The organism is Ruegeria sp. BH8, from assembly GCF_056538065.1.
Map to the genome: position 1 here is coordinate 99281 of NZ_JBQFSP010000004.1, position 17379 is coordinate 116659.

The 17379-nt window shown below is 57.4% G+C and carries 24 protein-coding genes and 1 tRNA gene; 13 read left to right on the forward strand and 12 right to left on the reverse strand.

Annotation, left to right across the window (positions count from 1 at the left end; genetic code table 11):
- Nucleotides 1–69: 69 nt before the first annotated feature.
- The 3 genes from ACR0AD_RS10420 (at nucleotide 70) to ACR0AD_RS10430 (ending at nucleotide 1536) form a co-directional block, all read left to right on the forward strand.
- Nucleotides 70–807, forward strand: a complete 738-nt coding sequence (locus ACR0AD_RS10420; protein ID WP_480483808.1) for an N-formylglutamate amidohydrolase — start codon at nucleotides 70–72, stop codon at nucleotides 805–807.
- Between the two features lie 86 nt (nucleotides 808–893).
- Nucleotides 894–1133 (forward strand): DUF6868 family protein, encoded by a 240-nt coding sequence (locus ACR0AD_RS10425; RefSeq protein ID WP_480483809.1) that lies wholly within the window; start codon nucleotides 894–896, stop codon nucleotides 1131–1133.
- Nucleotides 1134–1221: 88 nt separating this feature from the next.
- On the forward strand, nucleotides 1222–1536 hold the full coding sequence (locus tag ACR0AD_RS10430; RefSeq protein WP_267365127.1) for a DUF1244 domain-containing protein: 315 nt from the start codon (nucleotides 1222–1224) through the stop codon (nucleotides 1534–1536).
- A 43-nt stretch (nucleotides 1537–1579) separates the two neighbouring features.
- On the opposite strand, the gene ACR0AD_RS10435 is transcribed toward ACR0AD_RS10430, so the two are convergent.
- The 3 genes from ACR0AD_RS10435 to dgcN all read right to left on the reverse strand — a co-directional run bounded on the left by ACR0AD_RS10435 (nucleotide 1580) and on the right by dgcN (nucleotide 4493).
- Nucleotides 1580–2440, reverse strand: a complete 861-nt coding sequence (locus tag ACR0AD_RS10435) for a D-amino-acid transaminase (RefSeq protein ID WP_480487222.1) — start codon at nucleotides 2438–2440, stop codon at nucleotides 1580–1582.
- Nucleotides 2441–2450: 10 nt separating this feature from the next.
- Nucleotides 2451–3416, reverse strand: a complete 966-nt coding sequence (gene dgcA, locus ACR0AD_RS10440; RefSeq protein WP_480487224.1) for an N-acetyl-D-Glu racemase DgcA — start codon at nucleotides 3414–3416, stop codon at nucleotides 2451–2453.
- 75 nt (nucleotides 3417–3491) lie between these two features.
- A complete protein-coding gene (gene dgcN / locus ACR0AD_RS10445) occupies nucleotides 3492–4493 on the reverse strand; it encodes an N-acetyltransferase DgcN (RefSeq protein WP_480487226.1) in 1002 nt (333 codons plus the stop codon).
- Between the two features lie 295 nt (nucleotides 4494–4788).
- Between dgcN and ACR0AD_RS10450 the strand changes: the two genes are divergently transcribed.
- On the forward strand, nucleotides 4789–5751 hold the full coding sequence (locus ACR0AD_RS10450; protein WP_480487228.1) for an L-malyl-CoA/beta-methylmalyl-CoA lyase: 963 nt from the start codon (nucleotides 4789–4791) through the stop codon (nucleotides 5749–5751).
- A 51-nt stretch (nucleotides 5752–5802) separates the two neighbouring features.
- Here the strand turns inward: ACR0AD_RS10450 and ACR0AD_RS10455 are convergent, their stop codons facing one another.
- Nucleotides 5803–6381 carry a PA14 domain-containing protein gene (locus ACR0AD_RS10455; protein WP_480487229.1) on the reverse strand — a complete coding sequence of 193 codons (579 nt, stop codon included), beginning with the start codon at nucleotides 6379–6381 and terminating at the stop codon, nucleotides 5803–5805.
- A gap of 119 nt (nucleotides 6382–6500) precedes the next feature.
- Nucleotides 6501–6953 (reverse strand): Lrp/AsnC family transcriptional regulator, encoded by a 453-nt coding sequence (locus ACR0AD_RS10460; RefSeq protein WP_480487230.1) that lies wholly within the window; start codon nucleotides 6951–6953, stop codon nucleotides 6501–6503.
- A gap of 73 nt (nucleotides 6954–7026) precedes the next feature.
- Between ACR0AD_RS10460 and ACR0AD_RS10465 the strand changes: the two genes are divergently transcribed.
- Both ACR0AD_RS10465 and ACR0AD_RS10470 read left to right on the forward strand, forming a co-directional pair.
- Nucleotides 7027–7623, forward strand: a complete 597-nt coding sequence (locus ACR0AD_RS10465; RefSeq protein WP_480487232.1) for a LysE family translocator — start codon at nucleotides 7027–7029, stop codon at nucleotides 7621–7623.
- A 185-nt stretch (nucleotides 7624–7808) separates the two neighbouring features.
- On the forward strand, nucleotides 7809–8771 hold the full coding sequence (locus ACR0AD_RS10470) for an acetyl-CoA carboxylase carboxyltransferase subunit alpha (RefSeq protein WP_480487234.1): 963 nt from the start codon (nucleotides 7809–7811) through the stop codon (nucleotides 8769–8771).
- A 3-nt stretch (nucleotides 8772–8774) separates the two neighbouring features.
- On the opposite strand, the gene ACR0AD_RS10475 is transcribed toward ACR0AD_RS10470, so the two are convergent.
- From ACR0AD_RS10475 to ACR0AD_RS10485, 3 genes are all read right to left on the reverse strand, one after another.
- A complete protein-coding gene (locus ACR0AD_RS10475) occupies nucleotides 8775–9905 on the reverse strand; it encodes a lytic murein transglycosylase (RefSeq protein WP_480487235.1) in 1131 nt (376 codons plus the stop codon).
- A 113-nt stretch (nucleotides 9906–10018) separates the two neighbouring features.
- The gene (locus tag ACR0AD_RS10480; protein ID WP_480473964.1) at nucleotides 10019–10666 is read right to left on the reverse strand and encodes a GntR family transcriptional regulator; all 648 of its coding nucleotides are present in this window, start codon (nucleotides 10664–10666) and stop codon (nucleotides 10019–10021) included.
- 30 nt (nucleotides 10667–10696) lie between these two features.
- On the reverse strand, nucleotides 10697–11392 hold the full coding sequence (locus tag ACR0AD_RS10485; protein WP_480483820.1) for a M48 family metallopeptidase: 696 nt from the start codon (nucleotides 11390–11392) through the stop codon (nucleotides 10697–10699).
- 100 nt (nucleotides 11393–11492) lie between these two features.
- Here ACR0AD_RS10485 and ACR0AD_RS10490 point away from each other — a divergent pair, with 100 nt between their 5' ends.
- From ACR0AD_RS10490 to ACR0AD_RS10520, 7 genes are all read left to right on the forward strand, one after another.
- A complete protein-coding gene (locus ACR0AD_RS10490; protein ID WP_267366159.1) occupies nucleotides 11493–11819 on the forward strand; it encodes a TIGR02300 family protein in 327 nt (108 codons plus the stop codon).
- A 143-nt stretch (nucleotides 11820–11962) separates the two neighbouring features.
- A tRNA-Ala gene (locus tag ACR0AD_RS10495) sits at nucleotides 11963–12038 on the forward strand.
- 784 nt (nucleotides 12039–12822) lie between these two features.
- The gene (locus ACR0AD_RS10500; RefSeq protein ID WP_480487238.1) at nucleotides 12823–13164 is read left to right on the forward strand and encodes a hypothetical protein; all 342 of its coding nucleotides are present in this window, start codon (nucleotides 12823–12825) and stop codon (nucleotides 13162–13164) included.
- Between the two features lie 95 nt (nucleotides 13165–13259).
- Nucleotides 13260–13691 (forward strand): c-type cytochrome, encoded by a 432-nt coding sequence (locus ACR0AD_RS10505; RefSeq protein WP_480483822.1) that lies wholly within the window; start codon nucleotides 13260–13262, stop codon nucleotides 13689–13691.
- Between the two features lie 10 nt (nucleotides 13692–13701).
- Nucleotides 13702–14043 (forward strand): copper resistance CopC family protein, encoded by a 342-nt coding sequence (locus ACR0AD_RS10510; protein WP_480483823.1) that lies wholly within the window; start codon nucleotides 13702–13704, stop codon nucleotides 14041–14043.
- 2 nt (nucleotides 14044–14045) lie between these two features.
- Complete coding sequence (locus tag ACR0AD_RS10515) at nucleotides 14046–14912, forward strand: copper resistance D family protein (RefSeq protein ID WP_480487240.1); 867 nt, start codon at nucleotides 14046–14048, stop codon at nucleotides 14910–14912.
- 11 nt (nucleotides 14913–14923) lie between these two features.
- Entirely contained in the window at nucleotides 14924–15358 is a 435-nt protein-coding gene (locus ACR0AD_RS10520) for a c-type cytochrome (RefSeq protein WP_480483825.1), read from the forward strand.
- A 338-nt stretch (nucleotides 15359–15696) separates the two neighbouring features.
- Here ACR0AD_RS10520 and ACR0AD_RS10525 read toward each other — a convergent pair whose 3' ends face one another.
- From ACR0AD_RS10525 to ACR0AD_RS10540, 4 genes are read right to left on the reverse strand one after another with little or no spacing between them, the layout of a single operon-like run.
- Nucleotides 15697–16356, reverse strand: a complete 660-nt coding sequence (locus ACR0AD_RS10525) for a DUF2461 domain-containing protein (protein ID WP_480483826.1) — start codon at nucleotides 16354–16356, stop codon at nucleotides 15697–15699.
- A gap of 12 nt (nucleotides 16357–16368) precedes the next feature.
- Nucleotides 16369–16707 (reverse strand): TfoX/Sxy family protein, encoded by a 339-nt coding sequence (locus tag ACR0AD_RS10530; protein WP_480556421.1) that lies wholly within the window; start codon nucleotides 16705–16707, stop codon nucleotides 16369–16371.
- 5 nt (nucleotides 16708–16712) lie between these two features.
- Nucleotides 16713–16934, reverse strand: coding sequence for an MAPEG family protein (locus ACR0AD_RS10535; RefSeq protein WP_480487245.1), 222 nt, complete (start codon nucleotides 16932–16934; stop codon nucleotides 16713–16715).
- Between the two features lie 24 nt (nucleotides 16935–16958).
- On the reverse strand, nucleotides 16959–17345 hold the full coding sequence (locus ACR0AD_RS10540) for a VOC family protein (RefSeq protein ID WP_480483829.1): 387 nt from the start codon (nucleotides 17343–17345) through the stop codon (nucleotides 16959–16961).
- Nucleotides 17346–17379 lie beyond the last annotated feature (34 nt).

Here is a 17379-nt window from a genome sequence, read left to right on the forward strand (position 1 = left end):
GGCGCTTATTGCGCAATTCCCTTTTTAAAGCAACTGCCCTACACCTGCGACAAACTAGATGACAGGCTTATGACTTACACCCCGTTTTTCGTTCACGGCGCGGATCGCCCGTCCCGATGGCTGATCACATGCGACCACGCAACCAACATCGTTCCCCCCGAGGTCAATGACGGAGACCTTGGCCTGCCGCGCGAGGATATGGAGCGCCATATCGCCTATGATGTCGGCGCGTATGAGGTATCAAAACATCTGGGCGAGATTCTGAACGCGCCGGTGATTGCCGCCAATTTCTCGCGCCTCGTAATCGACCCGAACCGAGGGGAAGATGACCCCACGCTGTTGATGAAACTGTATGACGGGTCGATCATTCCCGGCAACCGCAATGCCGATGCCGCCGAACGCGAACGCCGCCTGAACATGTGCTATCGCCCCTACCACACAGCATTGGCCGAGTTGGCGGCACTGCCACATGCGGTAATTGTGTCGATGCATTCCTTCACGCGCCAGTTGCGTGGACGTGACCCCCGACCATGGCACATTGGCGTATTGCACACCCCGGACGAGCGGTTTTCGCGCCCTTTGATCGACCGGCTGCAACAGGAAGATGACCTGTGCGTTGGTGTCAATGAACCCTATACCGGCGTTTTGCCAGGTGATGCGATTGACAAGCACTGCACCGCTTTTGGCCGTCCCAATGCATTGATCGAGCTGCGCAACGACCTGATCGCCGATCATGCCGGACAACGGCATTGGGCCGAGCGGCTGGCGATAATCCTGCAAGAAGCATTGGACGCCAGCGACCTTTGACCGCAAGGTTTGCAGGGACGTTCCACCCCTCACGCCATTGTGAGCAATGCCTCTGATCCCCATATATTGCGGGAAAGGGGATCGTCATGACACATGAGTTTCTGACAACGTTTTTCGGTTGGGTGGCCGCGCTTAATATCGCGGTTTTGCTGTTCACCACCGTCATGATTCTGCTTTTGCAGGACTGGATCGCTGGCATTCACGGCAGGATGTTTCAGATGGATCGCGCCGACGTGAAACGTGCCTATTTCAGATACCTTGCCAACTACAAGATCCTGACACTGATCTTTTGCATCGTGCCCTGGCTAGCCTTGAAACTGATGTAGGTAGCGCTGACCACGAGCGCCGTTGTTGTAACGACACGGCAGGATTGTTAGGTCAAACGCAACACACACTGCCTTCCGGAGCCACATGATGGACAAGCAAACCGAAATCGAACTTCAGGCTGCCGCCTTTCGTCGGCTGCAAAAGCACCTGATGGAAGACCGCACCGATGTGCAGAACATCGACATGATGAATCTGGCCGGGTTCTGCCGAAACTGCCTGTCACGGTGGTATCAGGAAGCGGCCAATGAAAAGGGGATCGAGATGGGCAAGGACGAGGCCCGAGAACTTTTCTACGGCATGACCATGGATGAATGGAAAGCCAATTATCAAACCGAGGCCAGCGCTGAAAAACAGGCCGCTTTCAAGGTCGCGTTTGAAGAGAATGTAACGAAAAAGGGCTAGGCCCAATACGAAAAAGGCCCGCCAGATTGGCGGGCCTTTTTCTTTAGATCGCCGCCTTGCGGCTTTCGTCCAGATAAATCTCGCGCAAGCGTTTTGCAATCGGCCCCGGCGTACCGTCACCCAGCGCAACTCCGTCGATTTCAACCACCGGCATCACAAAGGCACTGGCCGAGGTGGTGAATGCTTCGTCCGCCTCTTTGGCTTCGTCGATGGTGAACAGACGCTCTTCGATTTCCATCTGCGCCTCAGCCGCCATGCGCAGCACGGCCTTTCGGGTGATGCCGTGCAGGATGTCGTTGGACAGCGGGCGGGTGACAATCTTGCCGTTTTTGACGAAATAGGCGTTGTTGCTGGTGCCCTCGGTCACAAAGCCGTCCTCGACCAGCCATGCGTCGTCGCACCCCGCTTTCTTGGCCATCATCTTGCCCATCGACGGGTAGAGCAATTGCACCGTTTTGATGTCGCGGCGGCCCCAGCGGATGTCTTCGATCGAGATGATCTTGGCGCCTTTCCTTGCCGCCGGGCTGTCAGCCAGCCCCGGCTTGTTCTGCGTGAACAGAACGAGGCTGGGCTGGGTATCTGCCGACGGAAACACAAAATCCCGGTCGCCATCGCTGCCGCGCGAAACCTGCAGATAGACCAAACCTTCCTCGATACCGTTCAGCTCAATCAGCTTACGGTGGATTTCCAACAGTTCATCCTTGGTGCAGGGCTCGGCCATCTCCAGCTCGTCCAGCGAGCGCTTCAGACGGACTGAGTGACCTTCGAAGTCGATCAGCTTGCCGTCCAGCACACTGGTGACTTCGTAGACCGCGTCCGCAAACAGGAAGCCACGGTCAAAAATGGAAACCTTGGCCTCGGTCTCCGGCAGATATTCGCCATTTACGTAAACAGTGCGGATCATGTTCGTCTCCTCAACCCCAAAGTGCGGCCGCAGGCGGGTGCACTCCGGCGTCGTCAAAATCCAGCGGGGTGTCGCGGTCTTCGGCCAACAGAAGCGGGCCGTCAAGGTCCGTTACCATCGCACCCTGCGCCAGCAATGTCGCAGGTGCCATGGCAAGCGAGCTGCCGACCATACATCCCACCATAATGTCATAGCCTTCGGCTATCGCCGCTTTGCGCAACTCCAGCGCCTCGGTCAGGCCCCCGGTCTTGTCGAGCTTGATGTTGATGACATCATATTTGCCCTTCAACTTGGGCAGGCTGGCGCGGTCATGGCAGGACTCGTCAGCACAGACTGGCACCGGGCGCTTCATCCCGATCAATGCGTCGTCATCTCCTGCGGGCAAGGGCTGTTCCACCAACGCCACGCCCAGCCGCACCAGATGCGGCGCGAGGTCGGCGTAAACCTCGGCCGACCAGCCTTCGTTTGCATCCACAATGATCTTGGAGTTCGGAGCCCCTGCTCGCACTGCCTCAAGCCGGGGCATATCATCGGGCGTGCCCAGCTTGATCTTCAGAAGCGGGCGATGCGCGTTCCCGGCGGCCTGCGCCTGCATTGCCTCAGGGGTGTCCAGCGACAATGTATAGGCGGTGATCTCGGGGCCGGGCTTGGGCAGACCTGCCAGGTCCCAGGCGCGTTTGCCGTTTCGTTTGCACTCCAGATCCCACAGGGCGCAATCCACGGCGTTCCGCGCGGCACCTGCTGGCAGCAGATCCATCAGCGTCTGGCGGGTGAAATCCGCGGGCAGACCGGCAATCTCGGCCTCTACGGACTCCAGCGTTTCGTCATAACGCGCATAAGGAACGCATTCGCCCCAGCCCTGATGAGTTCCGTCCGACACCCGAACCGTCAGCACCTTTGCTTCGGTCCGCGACCCGCGCGAGATGGTGAAGACCTGCGCCAGCCGGAACACATCGCGAGAAACCTCAATCTGCACGCACCCGTTCCTTCATCTTTTCCCAAATACTCACGCCGGAGGCGAAACAGCCCCGCCACCGGCGCATTGTTCAGATCACATTGCGGCCAGCGCGTCCACCAGCTTGCCCGAACCAAAGCGGAACGGGTCGGTCGCGGGCAGGCCCATATCCGCTTCGATCTTGGCCAGGTAGGCGGTCGCGTCAGCCTCGGACATGTGCTGCGTGTTGACCGAAACGCCAACAACCTGACAATCCGGGTTTGCCACTTTGGCCAGCGCCAGCGCGGTGTCGCGCAGGGCCTCCAATGTCGGCAGTTGATAGGTTGGCAAGCCGCGCATATGCGCACGGGTCGGTTCATGGCTCAGGATCAGGGCGTCCGGCTGGCCGCCATGGATCAGTGCCATGGTCACGCCGGAATAGGATACGTGGAACAATGATCCCTGCCCTTCGATCAGATCCCAGTGATCCTCGTCATTGTCCGGTGTCAGCCATTCGACCGAACCAGCCATGAAATCGGCAATGACTGCGTCCAGCGGCACACCGTCACCGGTGATCAGGATGCCGGTCTGGCCGGTCGCGCGGAAGGTCGATTTCATCCCGCGCTCACGCATCTCGGCGTCCATCGCCAGCGCGGTGTACATCTTGCCAACCGAACAGTCTGTTCCGACGGCCAGACACCGCTTGCCCTTGCGCTTAATCCCGTTTGCGATCGGATAATCGATCTCGGGCACCCGTACATCATGCAGTTTTCGCCCGGTTGCTTCGGCAACGGCTACCAGGTCGGGCTCATCCCGCAGCAGGTTATGCAACCCCGAGGCCAGGTCGAACCCTTCCTCAAGCGCCATAACCAGAACCTTTTTCCAGTCCTGGCTGATCACACCGCCGCGGTTTGCCACGCCGATCACCAGCGTCTTGGCTCCGGCTTCTTTCGCTTCGGTCAGGGTCATGTCAATCAGGCCCAGATCGGCCTTGCAGCCATCCATTCGATACTGGCCCACGGCGTTTTCCGGACGCCAGTCCTTGATCCCAACAGCCACTTTGGCCGCCAATTGGTCGGGCGCATCGCCCAGGAACAGCAGGTACGGTGTCTCGATCATTGCGGTCACTCCTTTGATTCCGGGGCAGGCTAGAGAAGCGGCAAAACGAGCGCTTCGCGTTTTGGCCCGTCAACCACGAGCTATGCGCGAGTTTCTTGTGCAATATTCGCAATATGCGCAAAAATCTTCGAAGTTTTCAAAATGATTAAACTTTAATCGCCCCAGTCGGGCAGTTTTGAAGCCGCTTTCTGCAACCGCATTGCCGCAGATGCACAATCGCTCTTGCGCCGCACCACGCAATTTAATACCTCATTGAGCAGAAAAATCGTAATTTCATTACTCAGACGAGGTCCAGATGAGCTTTCGCATCCAACCTGCCGCACCGGCGCGCCCCAATCGCTGTCAGCTGTTTGGCCCGGGGTCGAACACCAAACTGTTCCCGAAGATGGCAGCATCCGCCGCAGATGTGATCAACCTCGATCTTGAAGACTCGGTTGCACCTTCGGACAAGGATGCGGCCCGCGCCAATGTCATCGAAGCACTGAACACCGTGGATTGGGGCAACAAATACATGTCCGTTCGCATCAACGGATTGGACACCCCGTACTGGTATCGCGACGTTGTCGATGTACTGGAACAGGCGGGCGACCGTCTGGATCAGATCATGATCCCCAAAGTCGGCTGCGCGGCGGATGTCTATGCGGTAGACGCACTGGTCACTGCCATTGAACGCGCCAAAGGTCGTGCCAAACCGATCAGCTTCGAGGTTATCATCGAATCCGCAGCTGGCATCGCCCATGCCGAAGAAATCGCGGCCTCCTCGCCCCGTTTGCAGGCTATGAGCCTGGGAGCTGCGGATTTTGCTGCCTCGATGGGGATGCAGACAACCGGCATCGGCGGCACGCAGGAAAATTATTACATGCTGCACGAGGGTGCGAAACACTGGTCCGACCCATGGCATTGGGCACAGGCCGCCATCGTTGCCGCGTGCCGCACCCATGGCGTGCTGCCAGTCGACGGGCCCTTCGGTGATTTCAGCGATGACGGGGGGTACATTGCGCAGGCCAAACGCTCGGCCACGCTGGGCATGGTCGGTAAATGGGCGATCCACCCCAAGCAGATCGCGCTGGCCAATCAGGTGTTCACCCCATCAGAAGAAGCCGTGTCAGAGGCCCGAGAAATTCTCGCCGCGATGGAACAGGCCAAAGCCAATGGCGAAGGTGCGACAGTTTACAAAGGACGTCTGGTCGACATCGCATCGATCAAGCAGGCCGAGGTAATCGTGGCACAGGCCGAACTGATCGCGGCCAACGGCTGAGAAACAAATAAAGGCGCCTGACCCGGCGCCTTTTTCATGTGTTTTCTGGCGTCACCGCCCAAAGACTGCATTCGGCGTCCAGGTGAACCTTTCGCCCTTTTTTCCCGACTTCATCATCAGGCAGGATGTTCCAAGCTTCTGGAAATAGATAATCTTGAGCGGGTACCACCCGGCCTTGGGCACTTCGACTTCGGTCCGCTGGTTGGCCTCGCAGCCCTGAATACCCGTGACATAGCCGATATTCTGGCCTCCGACGAATGCTTCTATCCCGTCATTCGACCAGGTTTCCAACTCGTAAACCCCAGGCGAGTCGAACCGCATATATCCCGTAATCTCGGCGGCAACATTGTAAGCTCCGTCGAATGTCATGACATTGTCACCCTGATTGGTGTCCCTGTAATCCAATCCCTGCAACGGTTGCCCAGGCTGTGCTTTGGACAGCATGCTTTTTGCCTGACTCAGATCGCGGATCTTCTTGTGTTGATTGCCCGTGCCAATGTATTTCACATTCAGCCCCGCCTTCGGAGAAGGCTGCGGGTTGGCAGGTTGCAGTTTCAGCGGGGCAGACAAGGCGGCCCCGGCAACCACTGACAAGGCAACTGCGGCCGCCACTGTTCGAACGCGTTTCATCGTAATCTCCCTGTTTGCGTGCCGTTATGGCTGTGCATATCCCCTGGCAACGTCATTTCCACGACATTAGGCCGTGAGTTTTCGCCCTGCAAGTGAGTGTGCCTTCACAATTCAAGACGTCACGCCCGTAAATTCTTGGGCGAACCCATAACCACATAGGATGTGATCGAGGTGACATGCGGCAGCGTTCCCAACACCTCGGTATGGAAGGTCTTGTAAGACGGCAGGTCTGCACATTCGACCCGCAGCAAGTATTCGATTGTTCCCGTGATGTTGTGGCACTCAACAACTTCCGGCGCTTGTTGGAGCGCGCGTTCAAACCCCTCCTGCGCGGCCTTCGTATGCTCGCCCAGCCCTACACCGATGTAGGCGACAAAGCCGATACCCATCGCCGCCGGGTCCAGCACCGCGCGATACCCCGTGATCACCCCGGCCCGCTCAAGTTCTTGCACGCGGCGCAGGCAGGCCGAAGGGGAAAGGCCCACACGCTCGGCCAGGTCGAGATTGCTGATCCGTCCGTCACGGGTCAGTTCCTGCAATATCTGGCGGTTTATCCGGTCATTTTTCATCATTGATTGCACAATTACAGGAAACACGCACAAAAAAGCAATTTCATTTGCCGCAGCGCGGACAATACTTCGCTCCATGACTTATGACATCCTGATGGCCCTGATTGCTTTTGCCTTCGTAACCTCGATCACACCGGGGCCGAACAACCTGATGCTGATGGCTTCGGGGGCGAATTTCGGCTTCCGACGCTCGATCCCGCATATGTTGGGCATTGGGCTTGGCTTTACCTTCATGGTGCTGCTTGTCGGGGCCGGTCTGGTGCAGGTCTTTGACCGGTATCCCGTCAGCTATACGGTGTTGAAAGTCCTGTCGGTGATCTATCTGCTCTATCTGGCCTGGAAGATCGCGCATGCCGCGCCGGCAAACAGCGCCGAAGCCACCGGCGTGCCCATGACATTTCTGCAAGCCGCAGCGTTTCAATGGGTAAACCCAAAAGCCTGGGCCATGGCCCTGACCGCCACCACGGCCTATACGCCAGATCGGACGATGTATGCGATTGCCATCGTTGCGTTTGTCTTCGGAGCCGTCAACTTACCGTCCGTCAGCACATGGACCGTTCTGGGACAGCAGATGGCCCGGATGCTGACGAACCCGCGCAGATTGGTCCTATTCAACTGGACAATGGCTGTGCTGCTTGTGGTTTCGCTCTATCCCGTGCTTTGGCCGGGGTGAGTTTCCTCAAAGGTCGATTTCAGCGATTGTTTTGCTGGGCATGTCGGGAATGTGCTGACAAGCAAGCGAATCTCTTAATCTGATCAACGGCTTTTGACATGAAAGATGCCGCTTCCGTGTCATCTAGTTGCATCTGAGGCCAGCCAGCGGCATATAGCTAGGAAATTTCACGCAGATGAGGCGTCATGACCCAGTATCTGGATTTCGAAAAACCGCTGGCCGAGATCGAAGGCAAAGCTGAAGAGCTGCGCGCGCTGGCCCGTGCCAACGAAGAAATGGATGTGGCCGAAGAAGCCGCCGCGCTGGATGCCAAAGCCTCCAAGCTGCTGGATGAACTCTATCGCGACCTGACACCCTGGCGGAAGTGCCAGGTGGCGCGTCACCCGGAACGCCCGCATTGCAAGGATTACGTGGACGCATTGTTCACCGAGTTCACACCGCTGGCTGGTGACCGGAACTTTGCCGACGATCTGGCCGTTATCGGTGGTCTTGCGCGCTTTAACGATCAGCCGGTGATGGTGATCGGCCACGAAAAGGGCAGCGATACCAAGTCGCGGATCGAACGCAATTTCGGGATGGCCCGCCCCGAGGGGTATCGCAAGGCCGTGCGCCTGATGGAGATGGCGGGGCGTTTTGGCCTGCCTGTCATTACCCTGATCGACACCGCCGGTGCCTATCCCGGCAAAGGGGCCGAGGAACGCGGTCAATCCGAGGCGATTGCCCGGTCGACCGAGATGTGCCTGAAAATCGGCGTGCCGCTGGTTTCGGTCATCATCGGCGAAGGCGGCTCGGGCGGCGCTGTGGCGTTTGCGACCGCAAACCGCGTGGCGATGTTGGAGCATTCGGTCTATTCGGTGATCTCGCCGGAAGGCTGCGCATCGATCCTGTGGAAAGATGCCGAAAAGATGCGTGAAGCGGCCGAGGCGCTGCGTTTGACCGCTCAGGATTTGCACAAGCTGGGCGTATGTGACCGGATCATCCCGGAACCCAAGGGTGGCGCACATCGCGATCGACCGGCAACGGTTGAGTCGGTGCGCGCGGCCATCACCGCCATGTTGACTGAACTGGACGGCAAGGATGGGGCGGACCTGATAAAGGACCGCCGTCAGAAATTCCTTGATATCGGGTCGAAGGGGCTGGCGGCGTAACCGTCAGCCACCCAACCTGCGCAGCAACGCAACCGAAGGCTCACCTGTCACGGGCAGACCGTTGGCGCTTTGATAAGCGCTGATGGCTGTGGTGGTGTTGTTTCCGATCACGCCATCTGCGCCTTGCGTGTCATACCCCGCAGATGTCAGGCGGCGCTGCAATTCCTTGCGGTCGTCCAGCGTAAGCCCACTTGCATCCGGCCCGAACGAGGCCTGAAACGGCGCCCCGCCCGCGATCCTGTCCGCCAGATGACCGACGCCGATCGCGTAGCTGTCCGAGTTGTTATAGCGTTTGATTACCTGGAAATTGCGGAACACGGCGATGCGGGGGCCCGGTATTTGCGGCTGCAACACGGCCACCGGAGTACCGGAAACACGCCCCGCCTCTCCGCCCCAGGGTTGACCCCGCACCCAACCTGCGCGCGACAGGTAAGCAGCGGTGGAAGCCAGCGAATCCGTCGGATCATCCGACCAGATGTCGCGCCGCCCGTCGCCGGTGAAATCCACGGCATAGGCTAGATACGAGGTCGGAATGAACTGCGTGTGCCCCATCGCCCCGGCCCAACTGCCGGTCATGTTGGCAGGCGTGGTATCGCCGTTCTGAAGGATCTTCATCGCCGCGATCAGCTGGCTTTCAAAGAACTGCCCGCGTCGGCCATCATAAGCCAGCGTAGACAGCGCCGATACAACGGGCACATCACCGCGGCGCGCGCCATAGCGGCTTTCCAGCCCCCAGACGGCCACGACGATTTCCTTATCCACGCCATATTGCGCCTCGATCCGCGACAGAGTGCCGTTATGTTGCCGCAGCATCTGCTGGCCGGTGCTGATCCGCTCGTCCGACGCCGCGATGGCTAGGTAATCTTCGAGGCTGCGCTTGAATTCGACCTGATTTCGATCGCGTTCGATTACGTCGGGCAAATACCCGGCCCCCTGAAAGGCGCGGTCAACGGTTGTCCGGGAAATCCCCTGCGACACTGCCCTGCCCTTGAAACCGGCAACCCAGGCATCCCACCCGGCATTGGGAACAGCCCGCATCCGGGTTGCAGGCGTGCCGGACGGAGCGGCGCCACCCGTGCAGGCGGCCAAAAGCGTTGATCCGAGGCAAATGGAAAAGGTCCGGCGAGTTATCATGGTTTGGGTCTGCTCTTGTTTGTGATTTGCCGCAAGAGTAACCCAGCCGGGTTGCACAGGCCAGAACAGTGACACCTTGGAAGGGCGCTTTGACGATGTCGGCAGGAAGCCGCTCAGCTGACCAGCAAACGCAGCCCTTGTGTCACATCCGAGCGCACTGCCAGCCGTAATCCCGGCTCGTCCCCGGCCTTGAGCGCGGCGATGATCAGCTTGTGGTAATGTGGCGGCTCTGCGCGCCTGAGACGTCCGTAAAGCGCCCGCATCGTCGGCCCAAGCTGCAGCCAGACGGTTTCGGCAATGGCCAGCATCGCAGGAGCCTGAGCGCGCAGATACAGGGTTCTGTGAAATTCCAGGTTCGAACGTATATAGCCAACCGCATCCCGTTTGGTCACCATCTCGGCAACTGTCATGTTGATGCTCTGCAACCTATCGATCAGGGCCATGTGTGCCCTGGGCAAGGCCCGGCTTGCCAGTTCGACCTCAAGCAAGGCGCGCAAGGCAGCCAGTTCCTCAATCCGGTCATTCGTCAGCTCTGGGGTCGATACCCGGCCCGATGTCGACAGGAACAATGCCCCTTCTGCGGCCAGGCGGCGCACCGCCTCTCGCGCCGGGGTCATTGAAACGCCGAACTCCTTGCCGATGCCCCGCAGGGTCAGGGCCTGCCCCGGTGCCATCTCACCATGCATGATCCGGGATCGCAGTGCCCGGTACACCCGGTCATGTGTTGCGGTCTGGGTTTCGGAAGGGCGTGCGGTCAACATATGCTCATGTGATCACAAAAAGGCGCCACGTCAACTCGGCTCGGTATCAAATCTGTAGCGATGCAACTCGGCCCCGTTGTCGCGCAACCAGCGGCGGGGCGGCTTATACGGGCCAAATATCTTTTCGACCTGCGCCCAGAAGGCAGGCGAGTGGTTCATCTCGGCAAGATGTGCCACCTCATGTGCCGCGACATAGTGCAACACATCAGGAGGCGCCAGAATAAGGCGCCACGAAAACATCAATCCGCCATGCGAGCTGCACGACCCCCAACGCGACCGCGTGTCACGCAGGCTGAGTGTCGTGTACGAACGCCCCAGCATGGCTGCATAATCATCACAGGCTCCGGTCAACCGGTCCCGCGCCAGTTCCTTCAGGAACCGGCCCAACCTGCGGGCCTCGGCTCCTGTGGGCACGGCAACCTCATCTGCATTCAGCAGAACCCGCCGCCCGGTTGCAGGAACGATTCGGCGCGCTTTCCCTTCGATCGGGATCACTTGCCCAAACTGCACGGTGGTCATATCGGGCCGACCCTGAAGATGCTGCCGGATCCACCCTTCTTTGGTGCGCGCAAAACTCAAGGCCTCAGATTCCGGCACGCCATTCGGGTAAGTCAACGTGACGCGCCCATCCAGCTGGGAGATTCGCAGGCTGATACGCCGCGCCCGAGCCGATTTGCGCAATCTCAGTGGCACCGGCGGTGTCCCTGGCAATGCGTGCTCTCCCATATCGCGACCTCTCTTGCGCAAAGACTTTGACAGTGCCCTCTGCCTGTGGCAGGTGAGCTGAATCATTTAGACGACTCACCTGATATCAAGGGGATTTGACATGCCCAAGGAAGAATGGGGCGTAAAGCGTGTTTGCCCGACAACCGGTAAGCGGTTTTACGACCTGAACAAGGACCCGATCATCAGCCCCTACACTGGCGAGATCGTGGAGCTTGAAACATCCAAAAGCCGTATGATCTCGGCGGATGCAGAAGACGCAGCTTCGGTCAAAGCACGTGAAAACACGGCGGATGACGATCTGGTTCTGGACGATGATGACAACGTCGACGTGGATTTGGATGACGATCTGCTGGACGATGATGATGACGACAATGATGATGTTTCTCTGGACGACATCACCGACATGTCATCAGACGACGACAACTGACCAAGTAAAAGGCGATCCCCAGGGTCGCCTTTTTCACCTGAGGAGCAGCCCGGGTGAAAATTCGCGCCCGATTCAAACTTTGGACTTGCACTCGCTGCCGCTGTCTCCTAAACGTCCGTCCACCGTACCGATGGTACAATGATGGGGCCTTAGCTCAGTTGGGAGAGCGCTTGCATGGCATGCAAGAGGTCAGGGGTTCGACTCCCCTAGGCTCCACCAAAACCTAACAATACAACCAGATAGCAAGCATTAGAGCGGTGTGACACACAGGTGTGACACAAAATGAAGCTGTATGCATATCTCTCTCTGTCCCGACACGGCATCTACTACTTCCGTTGGCCCTTGCCCGACACAAGACCAAGCACCAAACGTCGGGCAGTGCATTGATCTGTCGCCCACCAGCCCCGGAAAACATCCTTCCAACGGATCAGAGGCCGACGATGCACTAACAATCAAACTGGACCAGTCAGATGAGGCTGTTCACTATCAACAGCGGCCTCGTGATCACCAAACATAAACTGGCTAAACTGGTTGTTTGCGAGTGCGCCTTTGCTAAGTAGCTTACTCAAACGCCCCACAACGAGCTTCGCCGATAGCGTCATGGTGAGGTCCATAGCAACCCTCTGCACCATGGCCGTGCCAGTCACCGTGGTGATGCCTGTCCGTGCATGCGGCCATAGCTATGAGTATAGCCAAAAACGCCACCGTTCCCCGGGTTGCTTTTATGCTTATGCTCTGACCCATTTGCGAAGCACCTTGCCAACAACTTGGCAAACTACGCTTTGACACATGTCAACACTCAACCACAGCGTCGCCCAAATCACTGCAGTTAGGGGGGTATTAAGACGGTCCTTCTCGTGTTGCTGTCTAGGAAAAGGGGAAGCTTCAATCAATTGTCCGAACAAAAAACTGGTCGTGATCCGAAAAACCAAAGGGCTGGCGTTGTCATGCTTGGTCTACTGCAGTAGCGTCCTGAACCATGGTCATCCGACGATACTCACTATTGGTACTCGCTGGCATTCTGGTCATCCTGACCGGGCTTGTTGGCGTTGCTCACGCGCGATCGGATGGCTGCATCGGTCTTGGCTGTGAAAGCCACATGCAATCGGCAGAACACATTTTCGTGGCGAATAACAGCATCGCCAAATCGACCCTACACAGCCACCACGACCCGGACAATTCAGGAACCGGCGAGTGTAATCCCACTATCTGCCAAGCAGTTGTTTTGCTCGCCCAAATCGGGGAAGCCGCGAAGAGTCAACGTGAAATTGCACCCGAGTTCCAGGTTGGAGCCCAAGCCAAGCCGATTGAGCCGGATAACCCTTACAAGCCCCCTGACTTTTGAAGCAGCGTAAATCCTTGCGAAATTCTGCGACCTGCGCGTGCCGCTGTTCGCAGTGAATCGCAGCACTACCAGCTTCCAAAAGTCAGGATCAACTCATGAGAAAAAGTCTCTTATTCATCGGCGCAGGCACCGTCGCAGCCGTCGCCGCTTTCATAACCCTTCGGCCCGGCCCAATCGAAGAGGCCACATCGCCAGAGACAGGCACAGGCGGCGCCATAGTCGCAATTCAGATGCCGCCAATCGAGGGCAACGCAGTAATCGGTCAGCGTGTCTTTGATGTCTCTTGCGCTGCTTGCCACGGCGTCAATGCGGTCGGTGTAGAAGGCGCGGGACCGCCTCTGATCCACAAGATATACGAGCCCAGCCACCACGCTGACGAAGCCTTTCAGAGGGCGGTTTCACAAGGTGTAAGAAGCCATCATTGGCAGTTTGGTGACATGCCGCCGGTCGAGGGATTGACGCGAGGTGACGTTGCCATGGTGATCGCGTACATTCGTGAAATTCAACGTGCCAACGGAATAAATTGAGGACAGGACCATGAAAAAGATCGTAACTCTCGCAATCATGGCTGCTATTCCCAGCGGGGTACTGGCGCATTCCAAGGCCGAAGAAACGACACCTGCCAATGGGGCGACTGTAACCTCTGTGCCCGCTGAAATTGGCCTCAGCTTCACCAAGGACATCCGGCTGACGCGGATAGAGATGGCCCATGAAGAACACTCGGCAGTAAGCCTAGATTTGGGGGACCAGACAAGTTTTAGTCAGGAGTTCACGATCCCACTGCCGGGCAATGGAACCGGCACCTATGTCATCGAGTGGCGTGGTTTAGGTAAAGACGGCCATGCGATGCAGGGCGAGTTTTCCTTTTCCGTGGAATGAGCATGCCAGACATTTGGGGAGTTGTCGCAATCCTCGCAAAGCTGGTGCTCTACATCGGCTTTGCTGGGTCCACCGGGCTTGTCGCCGTTAAGTGCCTTTTTTCCGAACTAGTCGCGCCGGTAAGCCTTGCGATGAAACGCCAAGCCTTGGTCTTGGCGTGGCTTTCCCTCGCAGCAACGGTATTTGGTTTCATGCTCCGAGGAGCCGCCTTAACGGGCGGAGTTGACGGCATGGTCGATCCAGAGATGCTTGGCTTGCTTTGGCAGACCTCCGTAGGCGACGTACTTGCTTATCGCCTTTCAGGCGCAGTTTTGATCCTTGTGGGACTGTCTGTTCCTCGCTTTGGTCTATGGATCGCGCTGTTGGGTGGCACATTGGCCATGTGGTCCTTTGCACAGATCGGACATGTACCGGAACTGGAGAGTGTTGGCGTCCAATTGTTGCTGCTGTTGCACCTGCTGTGTGTGGCCTTTTGGGTGGGTATATTTGGCCCGCTGCGGAGTATGGCTCTCATGCCTGAACACCTGACAGATGCAGCAGTGTTAGGGCACAGGTTTGGACAGGCTGCTGCACTTATTGTGCCAACGCTAGTCGCGGCGGGTCTGTGGATGGCTTGGTTGCTTGTCGGCAATCTCCAAGGGCTCTTGTTCACCGGCTACGGGCAGACGCTTTTGATCAAGGTGTTTCTTGTGGCACTGCTGTTGATCCTCGCCGCTGCCAACAAGCTCCGATTTGTTCCGGCCATGCAAAGTGGAGAGGCAATAGCAGCGCAACGCCTCGCCCGATCCATCGAGGTTGAGGCAATAATCGTATTAGTGGTGCTGGCGACAACGGCGACACTCACGAGCGTACTAACGCTTCCGAGTTAAGGTAGGTAGAGATGAACAATCACCTTTGCGCACTGGCTATATGCAGCATTGGTACGAGCCTTGCTGCAGATCATGAGTTGATAGATAGAGACCTAGCGAATGGGCAGGAACTCTACGCAGTGCACTGTGCCTCATGCCATGGAGTGAATCTGGAAGGACAACCTGACTGGCAAACACCCAACGATGACGGGGTGTTGCCCGCGCCACCACATGACGTGACAGGGCACACTTGGCACCACGACAACCAGCTACTGTTCGAGTACACCAGACTAGGTGGGGCAGACGCATTGGCAGCACGCGGCATTAAAGACTTCAACAGTGGTATGCCGGGTTTCGAGGGCACGCTGACTAACGAAGATATTTTGGACGTGCTGGGTTACATACGCTCCACATGGCCCGACGATGTTCAGCAAATGCAGGCCAGCCGCAACCTTCCCCACCAGTAAAAGACAGCTGGCCTCGTAAAGGTTTGGACGTACACAGTACACCGTAGCAGGTTGTGCAACTTCAAGTGTGACTTCAAGAGAAGCCACAGTGCAAACAAGAAATCTACAATAGTATTTACGATCAGTGTATCAGGCGTTCGGCGGCGTTTCCCGCAGGCTCCACCATATCCAAACAGAAAAAACAGAGGGCAAACACTGGAGCGGCGTGGCACACAGGTGCGACCCAAAATGAAGCTGCATACTTATCTCTCACTTTTCAGACACAGCGTTGAACGATTGAGGTCGGCACCTTGGCGATATCCATCGAGCCTATGTTCCCCGCATATGGAAAGATGGGGTTACTCGACCCGAGAAAGCAGCAGAAAAACAGGTAAGAGGTCGTCGAACAATTCTATAGTTCTTTCAATGAGGTTTGGTTCGATTGCAAAGGCGGGATTTCCCAGATCCGTCCAGACGGTAAAGCCTTTGCGGCGCAATGCTTCTTCATTTGGATGATCTTTGTCAAAAGCGGAGGGAACACGTTTCAATTCAGGATCCCCGACCCGGAATCCACGCTTTCGCATCTCAGCGGCAAGCTGTATCACCACTGCCCCCTTGGGGCCTGCCATCTCTGTTCGAAAGGCATCCAACGCTTCCTTTTCGTACTGAAACACCCCGCAGCCAAGCGCCAGATCGTCAGGTGAGAGCCCAAAGAACCACATCGGTGGCTGATCCGCATTCCCGTCAGGGATAAACGCAATATGCAGGTGTGCGTTGTAAGGTGTTTTGTCCTTGGAAAATCGGACATCCCGATGAACACGAAAAATCTTGCTGCTGTGGGTCTGGCCAGTCAGATCACGCAAGGCATCCGCCATGTTATCCGCGAAGTGCCTGCTGGCCTCCTTCAAATGGGTCTCGTAAACTGCCTTGTTGGCTGCAAACCATTCCTTCGTGTTATTGGCCCGCAAGTCCCTTAGAAAACCAAGCGCTGCGGGTGAGAAACTTTCAAATTTGGCCATTGATTTCTCCGTTCAGTCTTTCGCGGGAAGGGCTGCGGCGTGTTCGAGACAAAGGTGTAACCAGCGCAGCAAAGCGGCGTCATCGCAATCACTCTCATCCACGCGGATAAAACCACCCAGTTTGCGTGCGCCGTGAATCACTTCCTGAGCCTCAGGGTCCGCCAGCGCAATGCTTTCGTTGTCCTTGCCCACCCGGAACATGAAACGGCCCAGCCCGTCGTTATGCCGCCGCGCCCCGCACAGCATGTTGCCGTTCAAGAAAAAGCAATTGCCACCCATCATGCGCTTTTCTGAAATGCCCACATGCGCGGCCAAAGCGTCACGAATGCGTGCGTTGAGGGTTTCATCCACCGGCATCAGCTGGATGCCTCAGGCTGCCGGTGGATCGACGGCGTGAACGAAACATATTCGACGAAGTTTCCATGTGACCGCATTACGCGCAAGAGCCTGTTGCCCCCATCCCATAACGGATGGATACCCGCCCTGGACCGACGCAGGCCAAAAGCAGTCGCCAGTGGAACGGTTACCCAGACAAATACCGCCGCAATAACCTGCACGATGTGCGAATATTGTTCCATCTGCGCCCTCCTTTCAGGCAGTTCTCAGGGTCTCATGCTTTCATAAGTGATCAATGCAAAGCGGGCACCTTGCGGGTCGTTCAGCGTGGCCATGCGCCCGACACCCGGCATATCCATCGCGGGTTGAAGAACTGTGGCGCCTTTGGCTTCGGCCTTTGCAACACTCGCATCCACGTCGGCCACTGTGAAGAAGATCGTCCAGCTTCCACGCTCTTCCGGCATTGGTGAAAAGCCTCCGATAGCGGTCTCGCCCACAACTGCGGCCGAATAACTTGACCCATCCTGCATCGGCATATCGCTGATCGTCCAGCCCAGCACATCCTGATAAAAGGATTTGGCCTTGCTCTGATCCGGCCCGGAATGCCCGATCCATCCTGAATTTCCGACAGCCGTCATCTCAAGTATACTCATGGGTACCTCCGTTGGTTACGCCCGCCACATACGG

Excerpts from the sequence above, each read along its gene's own strand:
- ACR0AD_RS10535 (WP_480487245.1), bottom strand. The coding sequence starts at position 16,934 with ATGGAACAATATTCGCACATCGTGCAGGTTATTGCGGCGGTATTTGTC.
- ACR0AD_RS10450 (WP_480487228.1), top strand. The coding sequence starts at position 4,789 with ATGAGCTTTCGCATCCAACCTGCCGCACCGGCGCGCCCCAATCGCTGT.
- ACR0AD_RS10505 (WP_480483822.1), top strand. The coding sequence starts at position 13,260 with ATGAGAAAAAGTCTCTTATTCATCGGCGCAGGCACCGTCGCAGCCGTC.
- ACR0AD_RS10525 (WP_480483826.1), bottom strand. The coding sequence starts at position 16,356 with ATGGCCAAATTTGAAAGTTTCTCACCCGCAGCGCTTGGTTTTCTAAGG.
- ACR0AD_RS10470 (WP_480487234.1), top strand. The coding sequence starts at position 7,809 with ATGACCCAGTATCTGGATTTCGAAAAACCGCTGGCCGAGATCGAAGGC.
- ACR0AD_RS10485 (WP_480483820.1), bottom strand. The coding sequence starts at position 11,392 with ATGGGAGAGCACGCATTGCCAGGGACACCGCCGGTGCCACTGAGATTG.
- ACR0AD_RS10515 (WP_480487240.1), top strand. The coding sequence starts at position 14,046 with ATGCCAGACATTTGGGGAGTTGTCGCAATCCTCGCAAAGCTGGTGCTC.
- ACR0AD_RS10475 (WP_480487235.1), bottom strand. The coding sequence starts at position 9,905 with ATGATAACTCGCCGGACCTTTTCCATTTGCCTCGGATCAACGCTTTTG.
- ACR0AD_RS10520 (WP_480483825.1), top strand. The coding sequence starts at position 14,924 with ATGAACAATCACCTTTGCGCACTGGCTATATGCAGCATTGGTACGAGC.
- ACR0AD_RS10465 (WP_480487232.1), top strand. The coding sequence starts at position 7,027 with ATGACTTATGACATCCTGATGGCCCTGATTGCTTTTGCCTTCGTAACC.
- dgcN (WP_480487226.1), bottom strand. The coding sequence starts at position 4,493 with ATGATCGAGACACCGTACCTGCTGTTCCTGGGCGATGCGCCCGACCAA.
- ACR0AD_RS10455 (WP_480487229.1), bottom strand. The coding sequence starts at position 6,381 with ATGAAACGCGTTCGAACAGTGGCGGCCGCAGTTGCCTTGTCAGTGGTT.
- ACR0AD_RS10420 (WP_480483808.1), top strand. The coding sequence starts at position 70 with ATGACTTACACCCCGTTTTTCGTTCACGGCGCGGATCGCCCGTCCCGA.
- ACR0AD_RS10510 (WP_480483823.1), top strand. The coding sequence starts at position 13,702 with ATGAAAAAGATCGTAACTCTCGCAATCATGGCTGCTATTCCCAGCGGG.
- ACR0AD_RS10430 (WP_267365127.1), top strand. The coding sequence starts at position 1,222 with ATGGACAAGCAAACCGAAATCGAACTTCAGGCTGCCGCCTTTCGTCGG.
- ACR0AD_RS10540 (WP_480483829.1), bottom strand. The coding sequence starts at position 17,345 with ATGAGTATACTTGAGATGACGGCTGTCGGAAATTCAGGATGGATCGGG.
- ACR0AD_RS10480 (WP_480473964.1), bottom strand. The coding sequence starts at position 10,666 with ATGTTGACCGCACGCCCTTCCGAAACCCAGACCGCAACACATGACCGG.
- ACR0AD_RS10490 (WP_267366159.1), top strand. The coding sequence starts at position 11,493 with ATGCCCAAGGAAGAATGGGGCGTAAAGCGTGTTTGCCCGACAACCGGT.
- ACR0AD_RS10460 (WP_480487230.1), bottom strand. The coding sequence starts at position 6,953 with ATGATGAAAAATGACCGGATAAACCGCCAGATATTGCAGGAACTGACC.
- ACR0AD_RS10435 (WP_480487222.1), bottom strand. The coding sequence starts at position 2,440 with ATGATCCGCACTGTTTACGTAAATGGCGAATATCTGCCGGAGACCGAG.
- ACR0AD_RS10425 (WP_480483809.1), top strand. The coding sequence starts at position 894 with ATGACACATGAGTTTCTGACAACGTTTTTCGGTTGGGTGGCCGCGCTT.